Source organism: Bacillus cereus group sp. MYBK15-3 (genome assembly GCF_051916765.1).
GTDB lineage: Bacteria > Bacillota > Bacilli > Bacillales > Bacillaceae_G > Bacillus_A > Bacillus_A cereus.
The window spans coordinates 212678-224983 of sequence record NZ_JBQAHG010000004.1; the positions used below are offsets into that span (position 1 = coordinate 212678).

Genomic DNA, 12306 nt, shown 5'->3' on the forward strand with positions numbered 1-12306 from the left:
TCTTTTCTTTATGAATAGAAAGCACGCCTATTTCCGTAGGTGTAGTAAATGATAACCCCTATTACCATTTATTTAAATATTTCTAAGTTGATATTATATAATTTAGATATATTTAAATTGTATTTTTATTATATAAGTAGTGCAAAAGAAGTTAGACTTTGTTATCATGTTCTACGAATAAAATTATTTCAAGGAGGATTTTTTGTGTTTGGTATATTAAAAAAACAATGTCGATTCAATAAAATGTCGGCAATATCGTTAGGGATTTTTGTGTTTTATATGATTTTAAAGCAACTTATCGCACTAGTTTATTTCATTAGTGATGAACAGTTTGGCGGGATGAGCATTTCGTTTGACGCAATTGATTTGTTAGTTGTTCTAATAATTTATTTTTATTATCGTAGATCTAAAGAGCCTTTTACAAATCAAAATAATTTTACGATGAGTTTGCCAAAAAGCTTACTTTTAGGTCTAGTACTAACTGTAGTATGTAAATCCCTACCGCTGTTACTAGCAGACTTTATAAGTTTTCAGTCATCTAATCAAGTTGAATTAGAAAGCCAAGTAACGTTACCCATTTTAGTCTTCGCATTTTCTATTGCTCTAGTAGCACCCATTGGTGAAGAAATTGTCTATCGTGGTGTTATACAGCATGGAATTTTTAAAAATTCCTGGTTAGGTGTACTTGTTTCTTCAGCTATTTTTGCAGGTATGCATGTTAGTCTTCTTTCTTTAGAAACAATTCCATATTTCCTTTTGGGAATTGGTTTAGGTTGTACTTATAAGTTAACCGGGCGTTTATATGTGGGAATTATAATGCACATGATTAATAATTCGCTAGCAGTGATTGCTATTTATTATTTTTAACTAAAAGAATAAGAGAGAATATGCTACAGGTGAATATTAAGAAAATTAATTTGTTAATATCTTAACTCCATTTCAGACCGAACCGTCCGGTTTGAAATATTAATTCAAGTCAGAAGACACCTTTAGGTGTCTTTTTTTCTGCATTAAAAAGCCCACCTATTTTCCTAGGTAGGCCTTTTTTGATTTTGCATTAGCACGATGATATTATAACAAAACTCCTTAATCCTCAAACTCCCTGATTGTTCTTCTTTAATATACTTAAGATGATTCTATATATACTAGTCTAAAGTACGAGCAGCTGCATAGAATGATCCAGAACCACCATTTCTGTGAGTAACTTTAAGCTTATATTTACCTTTTGGAAGAGTATTGTACGTATTTGTAAAACCCTTTCCTGCTGCTAACGATCCAGAACCAATAACATTACCTTTTGAGTCTTTTAAAGACCAATCAAGTGTACCTTTAGTATTGTTTGTCATATGAACTCTCATATCTGCTTTTTTTACATGTTCGAACGATACTTCTCTTTCACCATTTATCAGACTGAAATCATCTTTAAGTATTTGGGTACGTTGGATAATTGGTGCTGAATTTTTAGTATTATCTACACCTTCTGTACTTGCTGATGTTGCTCCAATCCCTCCAGTTAATACGATACCAATTGTTAATGTTCCTACTACTAATTTCTTAAACATAATAAATCCCCCTTAAATATTTTTTATAACTTGCACCTTAAATGTATCACTTTTATATCTTTTGTAAATATTTTCAATTTGTAGAAATATTTATTTAATTATTAACAATATTAGGATTGCATTTTATCAAATGGAAAATAGAGGGATTTACAATGATATGTAATAATGCATAATAAATCAAGCGAATATCATGATATACTCTCAAAGAGCTGATACAAAATTTCTTTAGATTGGAAAACTAAAGTCTTATCTACCTAAAAGGAAGGCGCCTTATGGCGTCTTTTTTCTATTTTCAAAAGGACCTGCTCAATTAATTCTTAAAAACATAAGGTAAAGTGAACCCATTAAAATCCATGGAATGAACCCTAGTTTTACCCTCTAATCTAAAGGAGGCACTATTGTTATGGGATATGGTGGTAGTTGCGGCGAAGGCTGCGGTTTCGCTGGAGGATTCGCTTTATTAGTTGTATTGTTTATTTTATTAATCATTATCGGATGCAGTTGCTTCTGCTAAAAAACTATTGGAAAAGGCACCCTTATATGGGCGCCTTTTTGTATATTAAAAACCTCCCTATTTCCGTAGGCAGGCTAAATGTGATTTTGCACAATTGAGTTATAGCAAAATCATTTATATTGAAAGTAATGAAAATTAACTTAGTAATCCTAATACCTTAATAATCTCAATTGTTTTATTATCTTTTATTTTAAAATAAAGCCTTTTCCCTATACGTTCACTAATTACAATATTTCCAAAGGCTAATTTACGCAAATGTTGTACAATCAAATCCTCTGTAATTCTTGTTTGCTTACTTAAATCAGAAACTGACAACGATCCATATGTAATCAATTTACAAACAATTGATAAGCGAGTAGAATTCCCTAATAACCCTAAAACTTTTATACTTTCGGTATAGAAACTAAAATCCATATGAAAAGCATGTAACAGATTTTCCAACCTCCTAAAATAAGATGAATATCAACCAAAATATCTTAACATAAAAATAGTAAAAAACACCCTAAAATATACCAAATATTCATTAAGAAAAATGATACTTGAATGGGAGTCCAATACATATTATTAAAATTAATGTGTATTGGACTTTCCATCCTCAATGAATGGAAAGTAGAGATGCTTCAATTATGTACCGATCTGGAGCGTCTCCTATATAGTCAAAAGGATAACAAGTTGTTAATGTTAATGTTGGCTCACTTTTTTCTACAATAACTGTTCGATCTTCTGAATCTGTTATCCAATGCTTGTTAATTTCATATGTATATGTTTTATTTTCATATTCCACGATAAGTTGGTCATTTTCCTTTAATTGACCAAGCTCGGTAAAAACAGTATCTCTATGTCCACTTAAAACTGTATGACCATTTCCGGATGGTGTAGTAGTTAAGTCACTAACAAACATACCTACACCCTTTTTTAATACTTTATCATCAGCTCCCCAATATATAGAGTATTTCTTTTGTATTTTAGGGATAATTAAATATGCTACTTTATCTCCTAACTGATGGTTTACCTTTGAAGCAGGAATTTGTACAGGTTTTTCTTGTAATGAAGTGTCAATCTTTGTCTCTGTCTCTGTTTGATTGATGTTTTGCGTTTCATTTTCTTTAGAAGGTGTGGAGGTCTCATATTGTTTAGCCTCGTTAGTTGTTAACGACTCTGCTGATTGTCTAGCATTATACCATTCTAGAAAATAATAGGAAAAGATAGTAAGTCCAATAACAGTTAAACATAAGCCTATCCATTGTTTTTTATTCACTTTTATCACTCCATTTGAAAACGACAGGATTTCTCCTGCCGTTTTAAGGAACTATTTTATGCGTTTGTCTTTTTACGACGGAACATTAATACAGAACCAGCTAATGCTAATCCTAAGCTTGCTAACATCATTGTAACACCGTTTGATGCTGTATTAGGTAATTTTTCACCTTGTTTTTTCGTTTCTTTTTTCACAACTGTATTAGTATTTTTCTTTGTTTCTTTTGCAGTTGTTTGAGGCTTAGTTTGTTCTTGTTTATTATTTGTTGTTTGGTTATTTTGTTTTGAATTCTCTTGCTTAGTGTTTTCTTGTTTAACAGGTTCTTGTTTAGTGTTTTCCTGTTTAGTATTTTCTTGTTTAGGTTGTTCTTGAGGTTTAGTAGTTTCTTTATTTTCTGTTGTAGTATTTGTGCTCTTTGGATATTTATAATCTTCACATGGAATGCCGTCTTTATCATTATCTAAACGGTGTGGATCATTTCCAACACCATATCCATTTTGATCCCAGAATGCTTGAGCATCTTGTTGACTTTTAAAATGACCACAGTTTTTTGTATCATTAGGACTCTTAGCTGCAAATGCAGAAGAACTGTACCCCACTGTTAATAGTGTTACCGCTGTTGCTGAAGCTAATAATTTTTTCATAAATTTCTTTATCCCCCTAAATGGTATGTATTTACATTGAAATATTTTACATTTAAAAACCTGAAAATACAATAATAATTTGTAGATAAATGTAAGATTTCTAGATAATAATACCAAACTATTAATTCATATATTGTCATATTATGTCGAGAGAAAATAAAAAAAGAGCCAAAGCTCTCTTTAATAACTAATACTAACCATAGTCACTATTCTCACAGTAATATGAATATGTTGTTTGTTGGATAAATAATGGCCTTGATGAGGCGTTAACTGAAGTGGCATTTAACATCCTCAAATAAGAAAGTCCTTGTATCTCCCTGGTGTTAATCTAATTGTTTGTGGAGTTGTGGATTTAAATGTTCTACTAGTCAATGTGACGAACGCAGCAAATACAAAGCTAAAGCTCAAACTAAAACGAATAAGAGTCTTAGTGTGGTTAGTTGTAAAATTTTCAAATAGAGTAATTGTAGAGTTAGGTGGAATTTCAAGACTTGTAAGGTTAGTTTCTGATCCGAAAATTGTACAGGTCTCTATAAAACTGTTGGTAGAGTTTGAAGAGTTACATGATTATCTTTATTGGAATCAAAATAAACTTACACATCCAAACTATTGATAATAGCTAATATTTGATGATCTGTCCATTTGCCATTAATCCTTATATTTTCTTTCGCTATACCTTCTTTTTTAAACCCCACTTTTTCTAATACACGAATAGATGCTATATTATCAAGTATCGCTCCTGCTTCAATTCTATGTAGCTTTAATTCCCTAAAAGCAAAATCTACAACAAGTTGAAGAGCCTCTGTTGTATAGCCCTTTGCATTATGCTCCTTATCTAAAGTAAATCCCGTATAACAGCTTTGGAGGTCTCCCCTAACAATTTGAGTTAATGAAATGTCTCCGATAAGCTTATCATTTTCTCTTAAAAAGATTCCAAAAGGGTATACTTGCCCTTCAGCTGTCTTTTTTAGAGCTTGTTCAAGACGTATTTTTTGATGTTCTTCTGTATAAAAAACTTCTGGGAGCAATGGACAAACTCGTTGAAAAAATTCACGATTTCTAATATGTAAGTTAGCTAACTCGTTAGCATCAGCAGTTTTATAAAGCCGAATATAAATGTGCTTCCCTACTAGTTTCATAACATCCCTCCAACATTTTTATATGTCTAATGAGGCAAAAGTATACCGTATACTTTATACAGTTGGCTATTGTCAGGAATCATTTTGCACGAAAGAAAAGACACTCTATATGAGTGTCTTTTCCAATAGTTTTTAGCAGAAGCAAGAAGCTCCAACGATGATTAATAAAATGAATAACACAACTAATAAAGCAAAGCCTCCAGAAAAGCCACAACCGCCACAACTACCACCATAACCCATAATAGTTCCTCCTTTAGATAAGAGGGGAAAACTAAGGTTCACTCATGTATTTTAATGGATTCGTTTCATCTTATGTTTTTCCGCATTGATTGAGCAGGTCCTTTCGAAAAGTATTCACATATTAACTATATTTTTAAAAATGAATAATTTAACTATATAAATAAATAGATTAATTAATATAATGTATTAATTCTAAAAGAAGGGAGGAATAGCCATGCAAGTAGTTTGTTTTAAAATAGTAAGTGGTCAGTATTTCTTGTTTGTAGAAGGCATTCAAATTCCTGTACCAATTCCAGCAGTTGCTGCAGCTTTATTAATTGGTTTAGGAGTAATTCCACTTTGTTCTTAATGTAAGGAATTCGGATCATTCCTATCTTTCCATTGGAAAAGCCTCAAGTATATGAATACTTGAGGCTTTCTTTATATTAAAGAAAAAACACCTTACAGCGCTTGAAGATCTCCTGATTTGACTAATGCGGCCGTTACATCATCACCGAAAGTATTAAGACAGAATATTTGCTCTTCTACCGTATCCATTACTGTAGCTTCACCTATCTTGCCACCTTGAAGTTTAATAAAATAGTTATGTTCTTCTAAAATTTTACTAAAATCTCTATTTGCCCATCTTTCAGTAATTGCTAATAGCTCTTCTTTATTCTTGAAATTGTTTCCGTTTAGAATGTTTCTTACTTTCTCTGCATTCTTTTTGGACATAGGGATTGCTCCCTTTCCTTCACACGCTTTTACTTTTTGATGAGTCATGCTATGCATAGCTGAAATAACTTCTTCTTCAGTAGAAGTTACTGTAATGTGAAGTTGTGCATTTGAACCTTTCACTTCTGCTTCATTCGATAGTATGTCTTCTTTATTAACCTCTGCAAAAACATGGTCCTCACTCTTAAGCGGGACTTCAGCAAACTGTAACATTCCATAAGTCATACCAGTTGCAAGTACTACTCCCCCTATAATAGATGCTAGCCAATACGTTAGCTTCTTGTCCATCTTCATTTCCCCTGTCTTCGTTTAAATATATTAACTAAAGAATACCATATTTAATTCCTTTTTATTGAAGAGTCTCTAATTTTCACTATAAAAAACGCGCAAATCGTTTAATGCAAATATAATAACTTCATAATCATGACTATGCCTATTCTCATAACAGAATCTATATACGATGTCACTAAATCATCTGGTGAACTATTAGCGGCAGAACTTATTATAAGAACACACTCTCTCATTATTGGACTTTTAGTTATTAGCACAGCTTTGCATCGTTATTCTCAAAAAGGATAAATATTGTACATACCAATTCTTATGTATGAAGACAACCAAAACAAGTGTTACGAAAAAAATATGAAAAAGACATCTTTGCTAGGGAAAGATGTCTTTTTTATATAAACCTTAATGTTCGTTCTGTAAAACTCTCGTTGCTTCTACTCCCTTTTTCTCTTCTTTTAAGAACAACGATACGATAAATGCAACAACGATAAAGACTAATCCAAGTGCAAATGCACCTTGGAATCCTGACGTTAAACCATTTAACTTCTCTACTGGATCCATTGGATTTGCGGAGCTTTCCATATACTGAGTTGTTCCTGAAGACATTTTTGAAATAAAGATAGCCGTACCAATTGCGCCAGCTACTTGCTGCAGCGTATTAAACAGTGCTGTTCCGTGCGGATATAGATCTGGTGTTAATTGATTTAAACCGTATGTTTGTGCTGTCATGACAAACATGAGTCCAACCATTAATACGCTGTGCATAATAATAATTTGTAACATTGATGTGTCAGGTGTAATGCCTTTAAATAAGAACATTGCAATCCCTACTAACACAATGCCAGGAACGATAATAACTTTCGGACTAAATTTATCAAAGAGTTTACCTGCAATTGGTCCCATTATAGCGCTAATCATACTTCCCGGAAGCATGATAATTCCTGATTTAAAAGCTGTAACGAGTAAAACTGTTTGCAAGAACATCGGTAATAAAGTCATCGTTGAAAATAACGACATCATCACAATGACAATTAATCCAACTGATAATGTAAACATCGGAACTTTAAATGCGCGTAATTCTAAAATTGGATTCTCAATTTTTAATTGTCGAACGACAAAAATACATAATGATATAAGCCCAACAATTAAAGCGCCATATACTTTCGCATCGGACCATCCTAAATCACCTGATGCACTAAAGCTATATACAAGCCCGCCAAATCCTAATGTCGATAAAAGGATAGATGGATAATCTACTTTTGGTCTTGTTAACTCTGAAACATTTTGAATGTACTTCATCCCAATCATAATTGAAATGATCACGATAGGAATAACGATATAGAATAACCAGCGCCAATTTAATGAGTCGACGATTACTCCAGATAATGTAGGACCAATTGCTGGAGCTGCCATCATCACAAGTGCAATTAATCCCATTGTGGCACCACGTTTTTCAGGCGGACAAATAATTAAAATCGTATTCATTAATAACGGTGAAATCAACCCTGTCGCTACCGCTTGGACGATACGGCCAATTAATAAAACAGAAAATGTCGGTGCAAATCCCGCAATTAATGTACCAGTTAAAAACGTTACCATAGCGATTAAAAACATTTGTCTCGTTGTAAGCCATTGCTGAAGTAACGCTGTAATTGGGACTAAAACCCCAACCACCAACATGTATGCTGTAGAAAGCCATTGAATCGTTGAAGCTGTTACACCAAATTCTTTCATTAATACTGTTAACGCATTACCAAGTAACGTTTCGTTTAATAACGCAACCATTGCCCCTAAAAGTAATGCAATTAAAATGGGGGTATGTTTCAAATTAGAAGTATCAACTTTGCCACTTACAGGGCCCTTAGTTGTTATATTCATTTGCAAATTCTCCTCCTGTTTCTTACTTAAAAAACTTTAAATATACCTAAACACATGTAATATAATATACATATGTAGATTAAAAAGGGAGAATCAATTTTCAACCACTGTATATTTAATCTACAAAAAAGGAGAATTGTAGATGAACGATAATGAAAAACAAATTGATTTACGTATTAGACGTACACATAAATTACTATGGGATTCCTTATTTGAATTAATGACGCAATCAAAACAGAAATATAGTACCATCACGATTAACCAAATATGTGATCGCGCGATGGTACACCGAACAACCTTTTATAAACACTTTGAAGATAAAGATGCTTTATTAGCCTTTGGATTTAAACGATACAGCAAGATGATTGCTGAAATACCCGTTTCAGATCGATTAAGTAAACCATTTCAAGTAATGGAACAATTTCTACACCATGAAGAACTCGGTAAAATATTAGAGACGCAAATGTCTGATGAACAATTTATTAACCGGACACAGTATTTAAGTCACGAAACGAGAAAACAAGAAATAGAAGCGTTACATCAACTGCGCAAAAATCATACGATGCCAAATGATTTAATCATTGAATTTTATTCAGGGGCAATCACCTCATTAAGCGCATGGTGGTTTAAAAATGAAAGAAAAGTTTCTGCTACTGAAATGGATATGTATCTCCACCAACTTATTAACCGGGATATTTTTCAGTTTGAAAAGGAATAAGACTGCACCTTTTCAATCATGCAATCAAATTGACCCAAAAATAGGAATATGATATATTTTCCGTAGAATACTATATAAGTGTAACAGCGAATAAATTGGCATATAATAAAAAGAAGAGATGCGCTAACATCTCTTCCTTAACTGCTACCGTATAGGGTGGTGGTTATTATACGTTATTATTTTTTACGAAACCCACCCTTTTGCTTCCTACGGCGCGGAGTGGGTTTTTTGTTGTCCTTACCCAGAAGTTGCTTCCGCAAAAAATACGCTGAAACTTCACGTACAGTCGCTTTTACAAATTCTTTTACAAGGTCAAACAAAAACTCCATATTATCACCCCCTTTCCTTCCAAATGGAAAGAAGGTATAACCACCCATCCTCACAATACGCAGTTGACTTTATTTTATCAAATGATTGTAAAGATATTATGTAAACAAATAAAAGCTCACAGAAAAAAGCCCTTCTAAACTGGGCCTTTTTTTTATACATACCAATACTTCCCCAGTATTCGGAAAAGAAAAATACGTCGATAAATTTACATTTCAAATATTCAGAATTAATATTAAAATAAAAAATGGGGATAGGGGTATGGGCTTATAAAATTTATACATAACGAGGGAATAGAAATGAAACTACAATTAAAAGCGGATTTAATGTTACTATTAGTTACATTTTTTTGGGGTGCATCCATCTTACTTACAAAGGTCGGACTTGAAGGCATAGAAGAATACAATTTAATCGCATTACGATTTATTATTGCCTTTCTTTTATCAGGTTTAATATTTTACAAACATTTATTCAAAATCGATTTTGAAACGGTAAAATATGCATTTATACTCGCTTCTGTCTTATTTATCGTTTACATTTTCGCGACTTTCGGCACAAAGTATACGAGTGTTTCTAATGCTGGTTTCTTACTCTGTCTCACAGTCATTTTCATTCCAATATTATCAGCTATATTTTTAAAACACATTCCGGAAAAGAAAGTTATAGTAGGAATCATTTTAACGATAATAGGAATCGGCTTATTAACATTAACGAGCGAATTCAGGATCGGTAACGGTGATATATTTTGCATACTGTCTGCCTTATTTTATGCGATTCACGTCATCATTACCGGAAGCGTAACAAAACATGTGAATTCCATTGCACTTGGAGTAGTGCAACTTGGTTTCGTCGGCCTATTTAGTCTTATTTTTTCATTCATTATCGAAACGCCAAAGCTTCCTAGCACAATCAACTCATGGCTCATCATCTTAGCCTTAAGCATATTTTGCACCGCAGTCGCATTCATCGTGCAAGTGATTGCCCAGCAATACACAACGCCTACACATACCGGACTTATCTTTTCATTAGAACCTGTCTTTTCCGCAGGCTTTGCTTTCGTTTTCACAGGTGAAACACTTACAGGAAAAGGATACTTAGGGGCGACACTTATATTAGTCAGTGTGTTGATTGCTGAGGTGGATTTTAAGAGTTTATTACGAGTTAATTATAAAAAGAATGTAGAATAGATAAAACATCCCCCGGGAAAATATTCGTTACTATTATTTTCATTCCCTTTTAAATGAGACTTTTTTAGATGCTATCTTCGAATAAGATAGCATCTAAAACATGTTAAAAGGAATTATTATATTTATGTAGCCTGCATAGTTCACTGTTTCTACATTACTTACTGCACATAGTCATACAGATTTTTCGCTAACAACAAACAAGTTACGGTAATGAAAAGGGCGCGAACATACCCGCTTCCTTTTTTTATAGCAAATCTGGATCCGGCAATCCCTCCAGCAATTTGAGCAATTCCCATTATGAAGCCATACGCATAGTTTACTTGCCCTACATACATAAACATGAACAATGCACCAACGTTACTTCCTAAATTAAGAAACTTCGCCGTACCTGCTGCTTTTAAAAAATCATACCCAATAAATAAAAGAGAAAACATTAAAAATGAACCTGTACCAGGACCTAGAAATCCATCATAAAAACCAATAACAAAAATAAAAAAGGTAAAAATAATGACGTGTCGACCAGACAATTTTTTATGAGTGGAAATACTTCCCCAATCCTTCTTGAATATCGTATAAATAGCGACTGCACCAAGCATTATCAGCATCAATGGCTTCAGTACTTCTGGATTCATTAAATGAACGGTCCATGCCCCTATTATGGAACCTATGAAAGTGATTGGAAATAATTTTAAAGCCGATTTCAAATCAAGATTACCAGAACGATAAAACACAATATTACTAGTTGCACTCCCCATTGTTGATGCTAATTTATTCGTGGCTACTGCACTTGCTGGATTCAATCCTGTAAATAATAAAGCTGGTAAGGCGATGAGTCCGCCACCACCTACAACTGAATCAATAAATGCAGCCACAAACCCAAAAACAATCAAAATCATTAATACAGATGGGTCTAAATAAAAATCCATACTAGTAGCCTCCCCTTTAGTCACTATTGTAATAGTAACTACCAATTTGCTAAATGTAAAGAGTTATTGTAACGTTAAAATATAAAAGCAAACATCGGAGGAAAAAAAGTGGACTACATAGTACAACAGCTTAAAAAAATTGGTTTTAATGAATATGAAGCTAAATCTTATGTATCTCTTGTGAAACAGGGGCCTGCTACAGCCTACCAAGTGAGTAAGGATTCAGGGGTCCCAAGAGCGCGAATTTATGAGATTTTAGGTAACCTTGTAGAAAAAGGAATTGTCATGAAGGAAGAAATAAATGACACCACTCGCTATTCACCTCTACCTGTTGAAATCTTTTTACAGAAAGCTCAATCAGAATGGCAGTCTACTTATGAAGGAATAAGTGATTCATTAAAAAAACTAGAAACTTCCGAGGAAAAAACGGATAATCGAGTAATTACTTTAAAAGACAATCAAGCAATCATTAGCTATTGTCAGGCATTAATAAAAAAAGCAGAACGACGTATTGTCATTTCAATGTGGGATGAGATGTATGAAGCGTTAAAAGAAGATCTATCTGAAGTAGCTGATAAAGTTACAATACAAGGTATTACCCTGCATGTTGAAAATCCAATTAAAAATCTAGAAGCTCATCGTATCACACCTTATACAGAAACTCTGTCTACAGAACATTGGTTTATTTTATCTATAGATTCTAAAGAGATGATTTACGGACCATCAATTGAAGAGCGTAATATTGCTTTTTATACAGATGACCCCGTTCATATATACTTACTTGAGGATTATGTATGGCATGACGTTTTAGTGAATCGACTTGTTCGACGTAGCCAAGATGATTTGCAGCAATGGATTACGGCAGAGAGAAAATCCTTCTTTATGGGGAAATAAGAAGTATATTCAAGAGCAAA

Annotated in this window: 18 protein-coding genes; 8 read left to right on the forward strand and 10 right to left on the reverse strand. The window is 33.2% G+C overall.

Annotated features, from left to right (window positions below):
• Positions 1–204: 204 nt before the first annotated feature.
• Positions 205–867: a CPBP family intramembrane glutamic endopeptidase gene (locus ACTFR8_RS18525; RefSeq protein WP_000467045.1), complete on the forward strand. Its 663-nt coding sequence runs from the start codon at positions 205–207 to the stop codon at positions 865–867.
• A 278-nt stretch (positions 868–1145) separates the two neighbouring features.
• Here ACTFR8_RS18525 and ACTFR8_RS18530 read toward each other — a convergent pair whose 3' ends face one another.
• Positions 1146–1562: a hypothetical protein gene (locus ACTFR8_RS18530; protein WP_000473852.1), complete on the reverse strand. Its 417-nt coding sequence runs from the start codon at positions 1560–1562 to the stop codon at positions 1146–1148.
• 403 nt (positions 1563–1965) lie between these two features.
• On the opposite strand from ACTFR8_RS18530, the gene ACTFR8_RS18535 reads away from it, so the two are divergent.
• Entirely contained in the window at positions 1966–2076 is a 111-nt protein-coding gene (locus tag ACTFR8_RS18535) for a YjcZ family sporulation protein (protein ID WP_000540371.1), read from the forward strand.
• A 135-nt stretch (positions 2077–2211) separates the two neighbouring features.
• On the opposite strand, the gene ACTFR8_RS18540 is transcribed toward ACTFR8_RS18535, so the two are convergent.
• The 3 genes from ACTFR8_RS18540 to ACTFR8_RS18550 all read right to left on the reverse strand — a co-directional run bounded on the left by ACTFR8_RS18540 (position 2212) and on the right by ACTFR8_RS18550 (position 3978).
• A complete protein-coding gene (locus ACTFR8_RS18540) occupies positions 2212–2490 on the reverse strand; it encodes an ArsR/SmtB family transcription factor (protein WP_000347623.1) in 279 nt (92 codons plus the stop codon).
• Positions 2491–2671: 181 nt separating this feature from the next.
• Positions 2672–3334, reverse strand: coding sequence for a class D sortase (locus ACTFR8_RS18545; RefSeq protein WP_252209846.1), 663 nt, complete (start codon positions 3332–3334; stop codon positions 2672–2674).
• Positions 3335–3390: 56 nt separating this feature from the next.
• The gene (locus ACTFR8_RS18550; protein WP_000734536.1) at positions 3391–3978 is read right to left on the reverse strand and encodes an excalibur calcium-binding domain-containing protein; all 588 of its coding nucleotides are present in this window, start codon (positions 3976–3978) and stop codon (positions 3391–3393) included.
• Positions 3979–4351: 373 nt separating this feature from the next.
• Between ACTFR8_RS18550 and ACTFR8_RS18555 the strand changes: the two genes are divergently transcribed.
• Entirely contained in the window at positions 4352–4591 is a 240-nt protein-coding gene (locus ACTFR8_RS18555) for a hypothetical protein (RefSeq protein ID WP_164876736.1), read from the forward strand.
• Here the strand turns inward: ACTFR8_RS18555 and ACTFR8_RS18560 are convergent.
• Positions 4572–5117 (reverse strand): GNAT family N-acetyltransferase, encoded by a 546-nt coding sequence (locus tag ACTFR8_RS18560; protein WP_097995558.1) that lies wholly within the window; start codon positions 5115–5117, stop codon positions 4572–4574. The two genes, ACTFR8_RS18555 and ACTFR8_RS18560, sit on opposite strands and share 20 nt — an antisense overlap.
• Positions 5118–5249: 132 nt before the next feature.
• Positions 5250–5357: a YjcZ family sporulation protein gene (locus ACTFR8_RS18565; RefSeq protein ID WP_000540375.1), complete on the reverse strand. Its 108-nt coding sequence runs from the start codon at positions 5355–5357 to the stop codon at positions 5250–5252.
• Between the two features lie 214 nt (positions 5358–5571).
• On the opposite strand from ACTFR8_RS18565, the gene ACTFR8_RS18570 reads away from it, so the two are divergent.
• Positions 5572–5706, forward strand: coding sequence for a hypothetical protein (locus ACTFR8_RS18570; protein ID WP_001198456.1), 135 nt, complete (start codon positions 5572–5574; stop codon positions 5704–5706).
• 92 nt (positions 5707–5798) lie between these two features.
• Here the strand turns inward: ACTFR8_RS18570 and ACTFR8_RS18575 are convergent, their stop codons facing one another.
• Entirely contained in the window at positions 5799–6359 is a 561-nt protein-coding gene (locus ACTFR8_RS18575) for a PRK06770 family protein (protein ID WP_098906464.1), read from the reverse strand.
• Between the two features lie 135 nt (positions 6360–6494).
• Here ACTFR8_RS18575 and ACTFR8_RS18580 point away from each other — a divergent pair, with 135 nt between their 5' ends.
• Positions 6495–6650: a hypothetical protein gene (locus tag ACTFR8_RS18580; RefSeq protein WP_180985045.1), complete on the forward strand. Its 156-nt coding sequence runs from the start codon at positions 6495–6497 to the stop codon at positions 6648–6650.
• 108 nt (positions 6651–6758) lie between these two features.
• Here ACTFR8_RS18580 and ACTFR8_RS18585 read toward each other — a convergent pair whose 3' ends face one another.
• Entirely contained in the window at positions 6759–8234 is a 1476-nt protein-coding gene (locus tag ACTFR8_RS18585; RefSeq protein WP_252209845.1) for an MDR family MFS transporter, read from the reverse strand.
• Positions 8235–8376: 142 nt separating this feature from the next.
• Between ACTFR8_RS18585 and ACTFR8_RS18590 the strand changes: the two genes are divergently transcribed.
• Complete coding sequence (locus ACTFR8_RS18590; RefSeq protein ID WP_001984134.1) at positions 8377–8952, forward strand: TetR/AcrR family transcriptional regulator; 576 nt, start codon at positions 8377–8379, stop codon at positions 8950–8952.
• A 176-nt stretch (positions 8953–9128) separates the two neighbouring features.
• On the opposite strand, the gene ACTFR8_RS18595 is transcribed toward ACTFR8_RS18590, so the two are convergent.
• A complete protein-coding gene (locus tag ACTFR8_RS18595; RefSeq protein ID WP_000394757.1) occupies positions 9129–9281 on the reverse strand; it encodes a hypothetical protein in 153 nt (50 codons plus the stop codon).
• 297 nt (positions 9282–9578) lie between these two features.
• Here ACTFR8_RS18595 and ACTFR8_RS18600 point away from each other — a divergent pair, with 297 nt between their 5' ends.
• Positions 9579–10466, forward strand: a complete 888-nt coding sequence (locus ACTFR8_RS18600; protein ID WP_000776066.1) for a DMT family transporter — start codon at positions 9579–9581, stop codon at positions 10464–10466.
• 158 nt (positions 10467–10624) lie between these two features.
• On the opposite strand, the gene ACTFR8_RS18605 is transcribed toward ACTFR8_RS18600, so the two are convergent.
• Entirely contained in the window at positions 10625–11392 is a 768-nt protein-coding gene (locus ACTFR8_RS18605; protein ID WP_252209844.1) for a TSUP family transporter, read from the reverse strand.
• A gap of 108 nt (positions 11393–11500) precedes the next feature.
• On the opposite strand from ACTFR8_RS18605, the gene ACTFR8_RS18610 reads away from it, so the two are divergent.
• Positions 11501–12286: a TrmB family transcriptional regulator gene (locus ACTFR8_RS18610; protein WP_000384575.1), complete on the forward strand. Its 786-nt coding sequence runs from the start codon at positions 11501–11503 to the stop codon at positions 12284–12286.
• Positions 12287–12306: the final 20 nt, after the last annotated feature.

What these genes read in the sequence shown, in the direction of transcription:
- ACTFR8_RS18570 (WP_001198456.1), top strand. Translation starts at nt 5,572, where the DNA reads ATGCAAGTAGTTTGTTTTAAAATAGTAAGTGGTCAGTATTTCTTGTTT.
- ACTFR8_RS18560 (WP_097995558.1), bottom strand. Translation starts at nt 5,117, where the DNA reads ATGAAACTAGTAGGGAAGCACATTTATATTCGGCTTTATAAAACTGCT.
- ACTFR8_RS18580 (WP_180985045.1), top strand. Translation starts at nt 6,495, where the DNA reads ATGACTATGCCTATTCTCATAACAGAATCTATATACGATGTCACTAAA.
- ACTFR8_RS18540 (WP_000347623.1), bottom strand. Translation starts at nt 2,490, where the DNA reads ATGGATTTTAGTTTCTATACCGAAAGTATAAAAGTTTTAGGGTTATTA.
- ACTFR8_RS18600 (WP_000776066.1), top strand. Translation starts at nt 9,579, where the DNA reads ATGAAACTACAATTAAAAGCGGATTTAATGTTACTATTAGTTACATTT.
- ACTFR8_RS18595 (WP_000394757.1), bottom strand. Translation starts at nt 9,281, where the DNA reads ATGGAGTTTTTGTTTGACCTTGTAAAAGAATTTGTAAAAGCGACTGTA.
- ACTFR8_RS18530 (WP_000473852.1), bottom strand. Translation starts at nt 1,562, where the DNA reads ATGTTTAAGAAATTAGTAGTAGGAACATTAACAATTGGTATCGTATTA.
- ACTFR8_RS18585 (WP_252209845.1), bottom strand. Translation starts at nt 8,234, where the DNA reads ATGAATATAACAACTAAGGGCCCTGTAAGTGGCAAAGTTGATACTTCT.
- ACTFR8_RS18565 (WP_000540375.1), bottom strand. Translation starts at nt 5,357, where the DNA reads ATGGGTTATGGTGGTAGTTGTGGCGGTTGTGGCTTTTCTGGAGGCTTT.
- ACTFR8_RS18605 (WP_252209844.1), bottom strand. Translation starts at nt 11,392, where the DNA reads ATGGATTTTTATTTAGACCCATCTGTATTAATGATTTTGATTGTTTTT.
- ACTFR8_RS18575 (WP_098906464.1), bottom strand. Translation starts at nt 6,359, where the DNA reads ATGGACAAGAAGCTAACGTATTGGCTAGCATCTATTATAGGGGGAGTA.
- ACTFR8_RS18550 (WP_000734536.1), bottom strand. Translation starts at nt 3,978, where the DNA reads ATGAAAAAATTATTAGCTTCAGCAACAGCGGTAACACTATTAACAGTG.
- ACTFR8_RS18535 (WP_000540371.1), top strand. Translation starts at nt 1,966, where the DNA reads ATGGGATATGGTGGTAGTTGCGGCGAAGGCTGCGGTTTCGCTGGAGGA.
- ACTFR8_RS18590 (WP_001984134.1), top strand. Translation starts at nt 8,377, where the DNA reads ATGAACGATAATGAAAAACAAATTGATTTACGTATTAGACGTACACAT.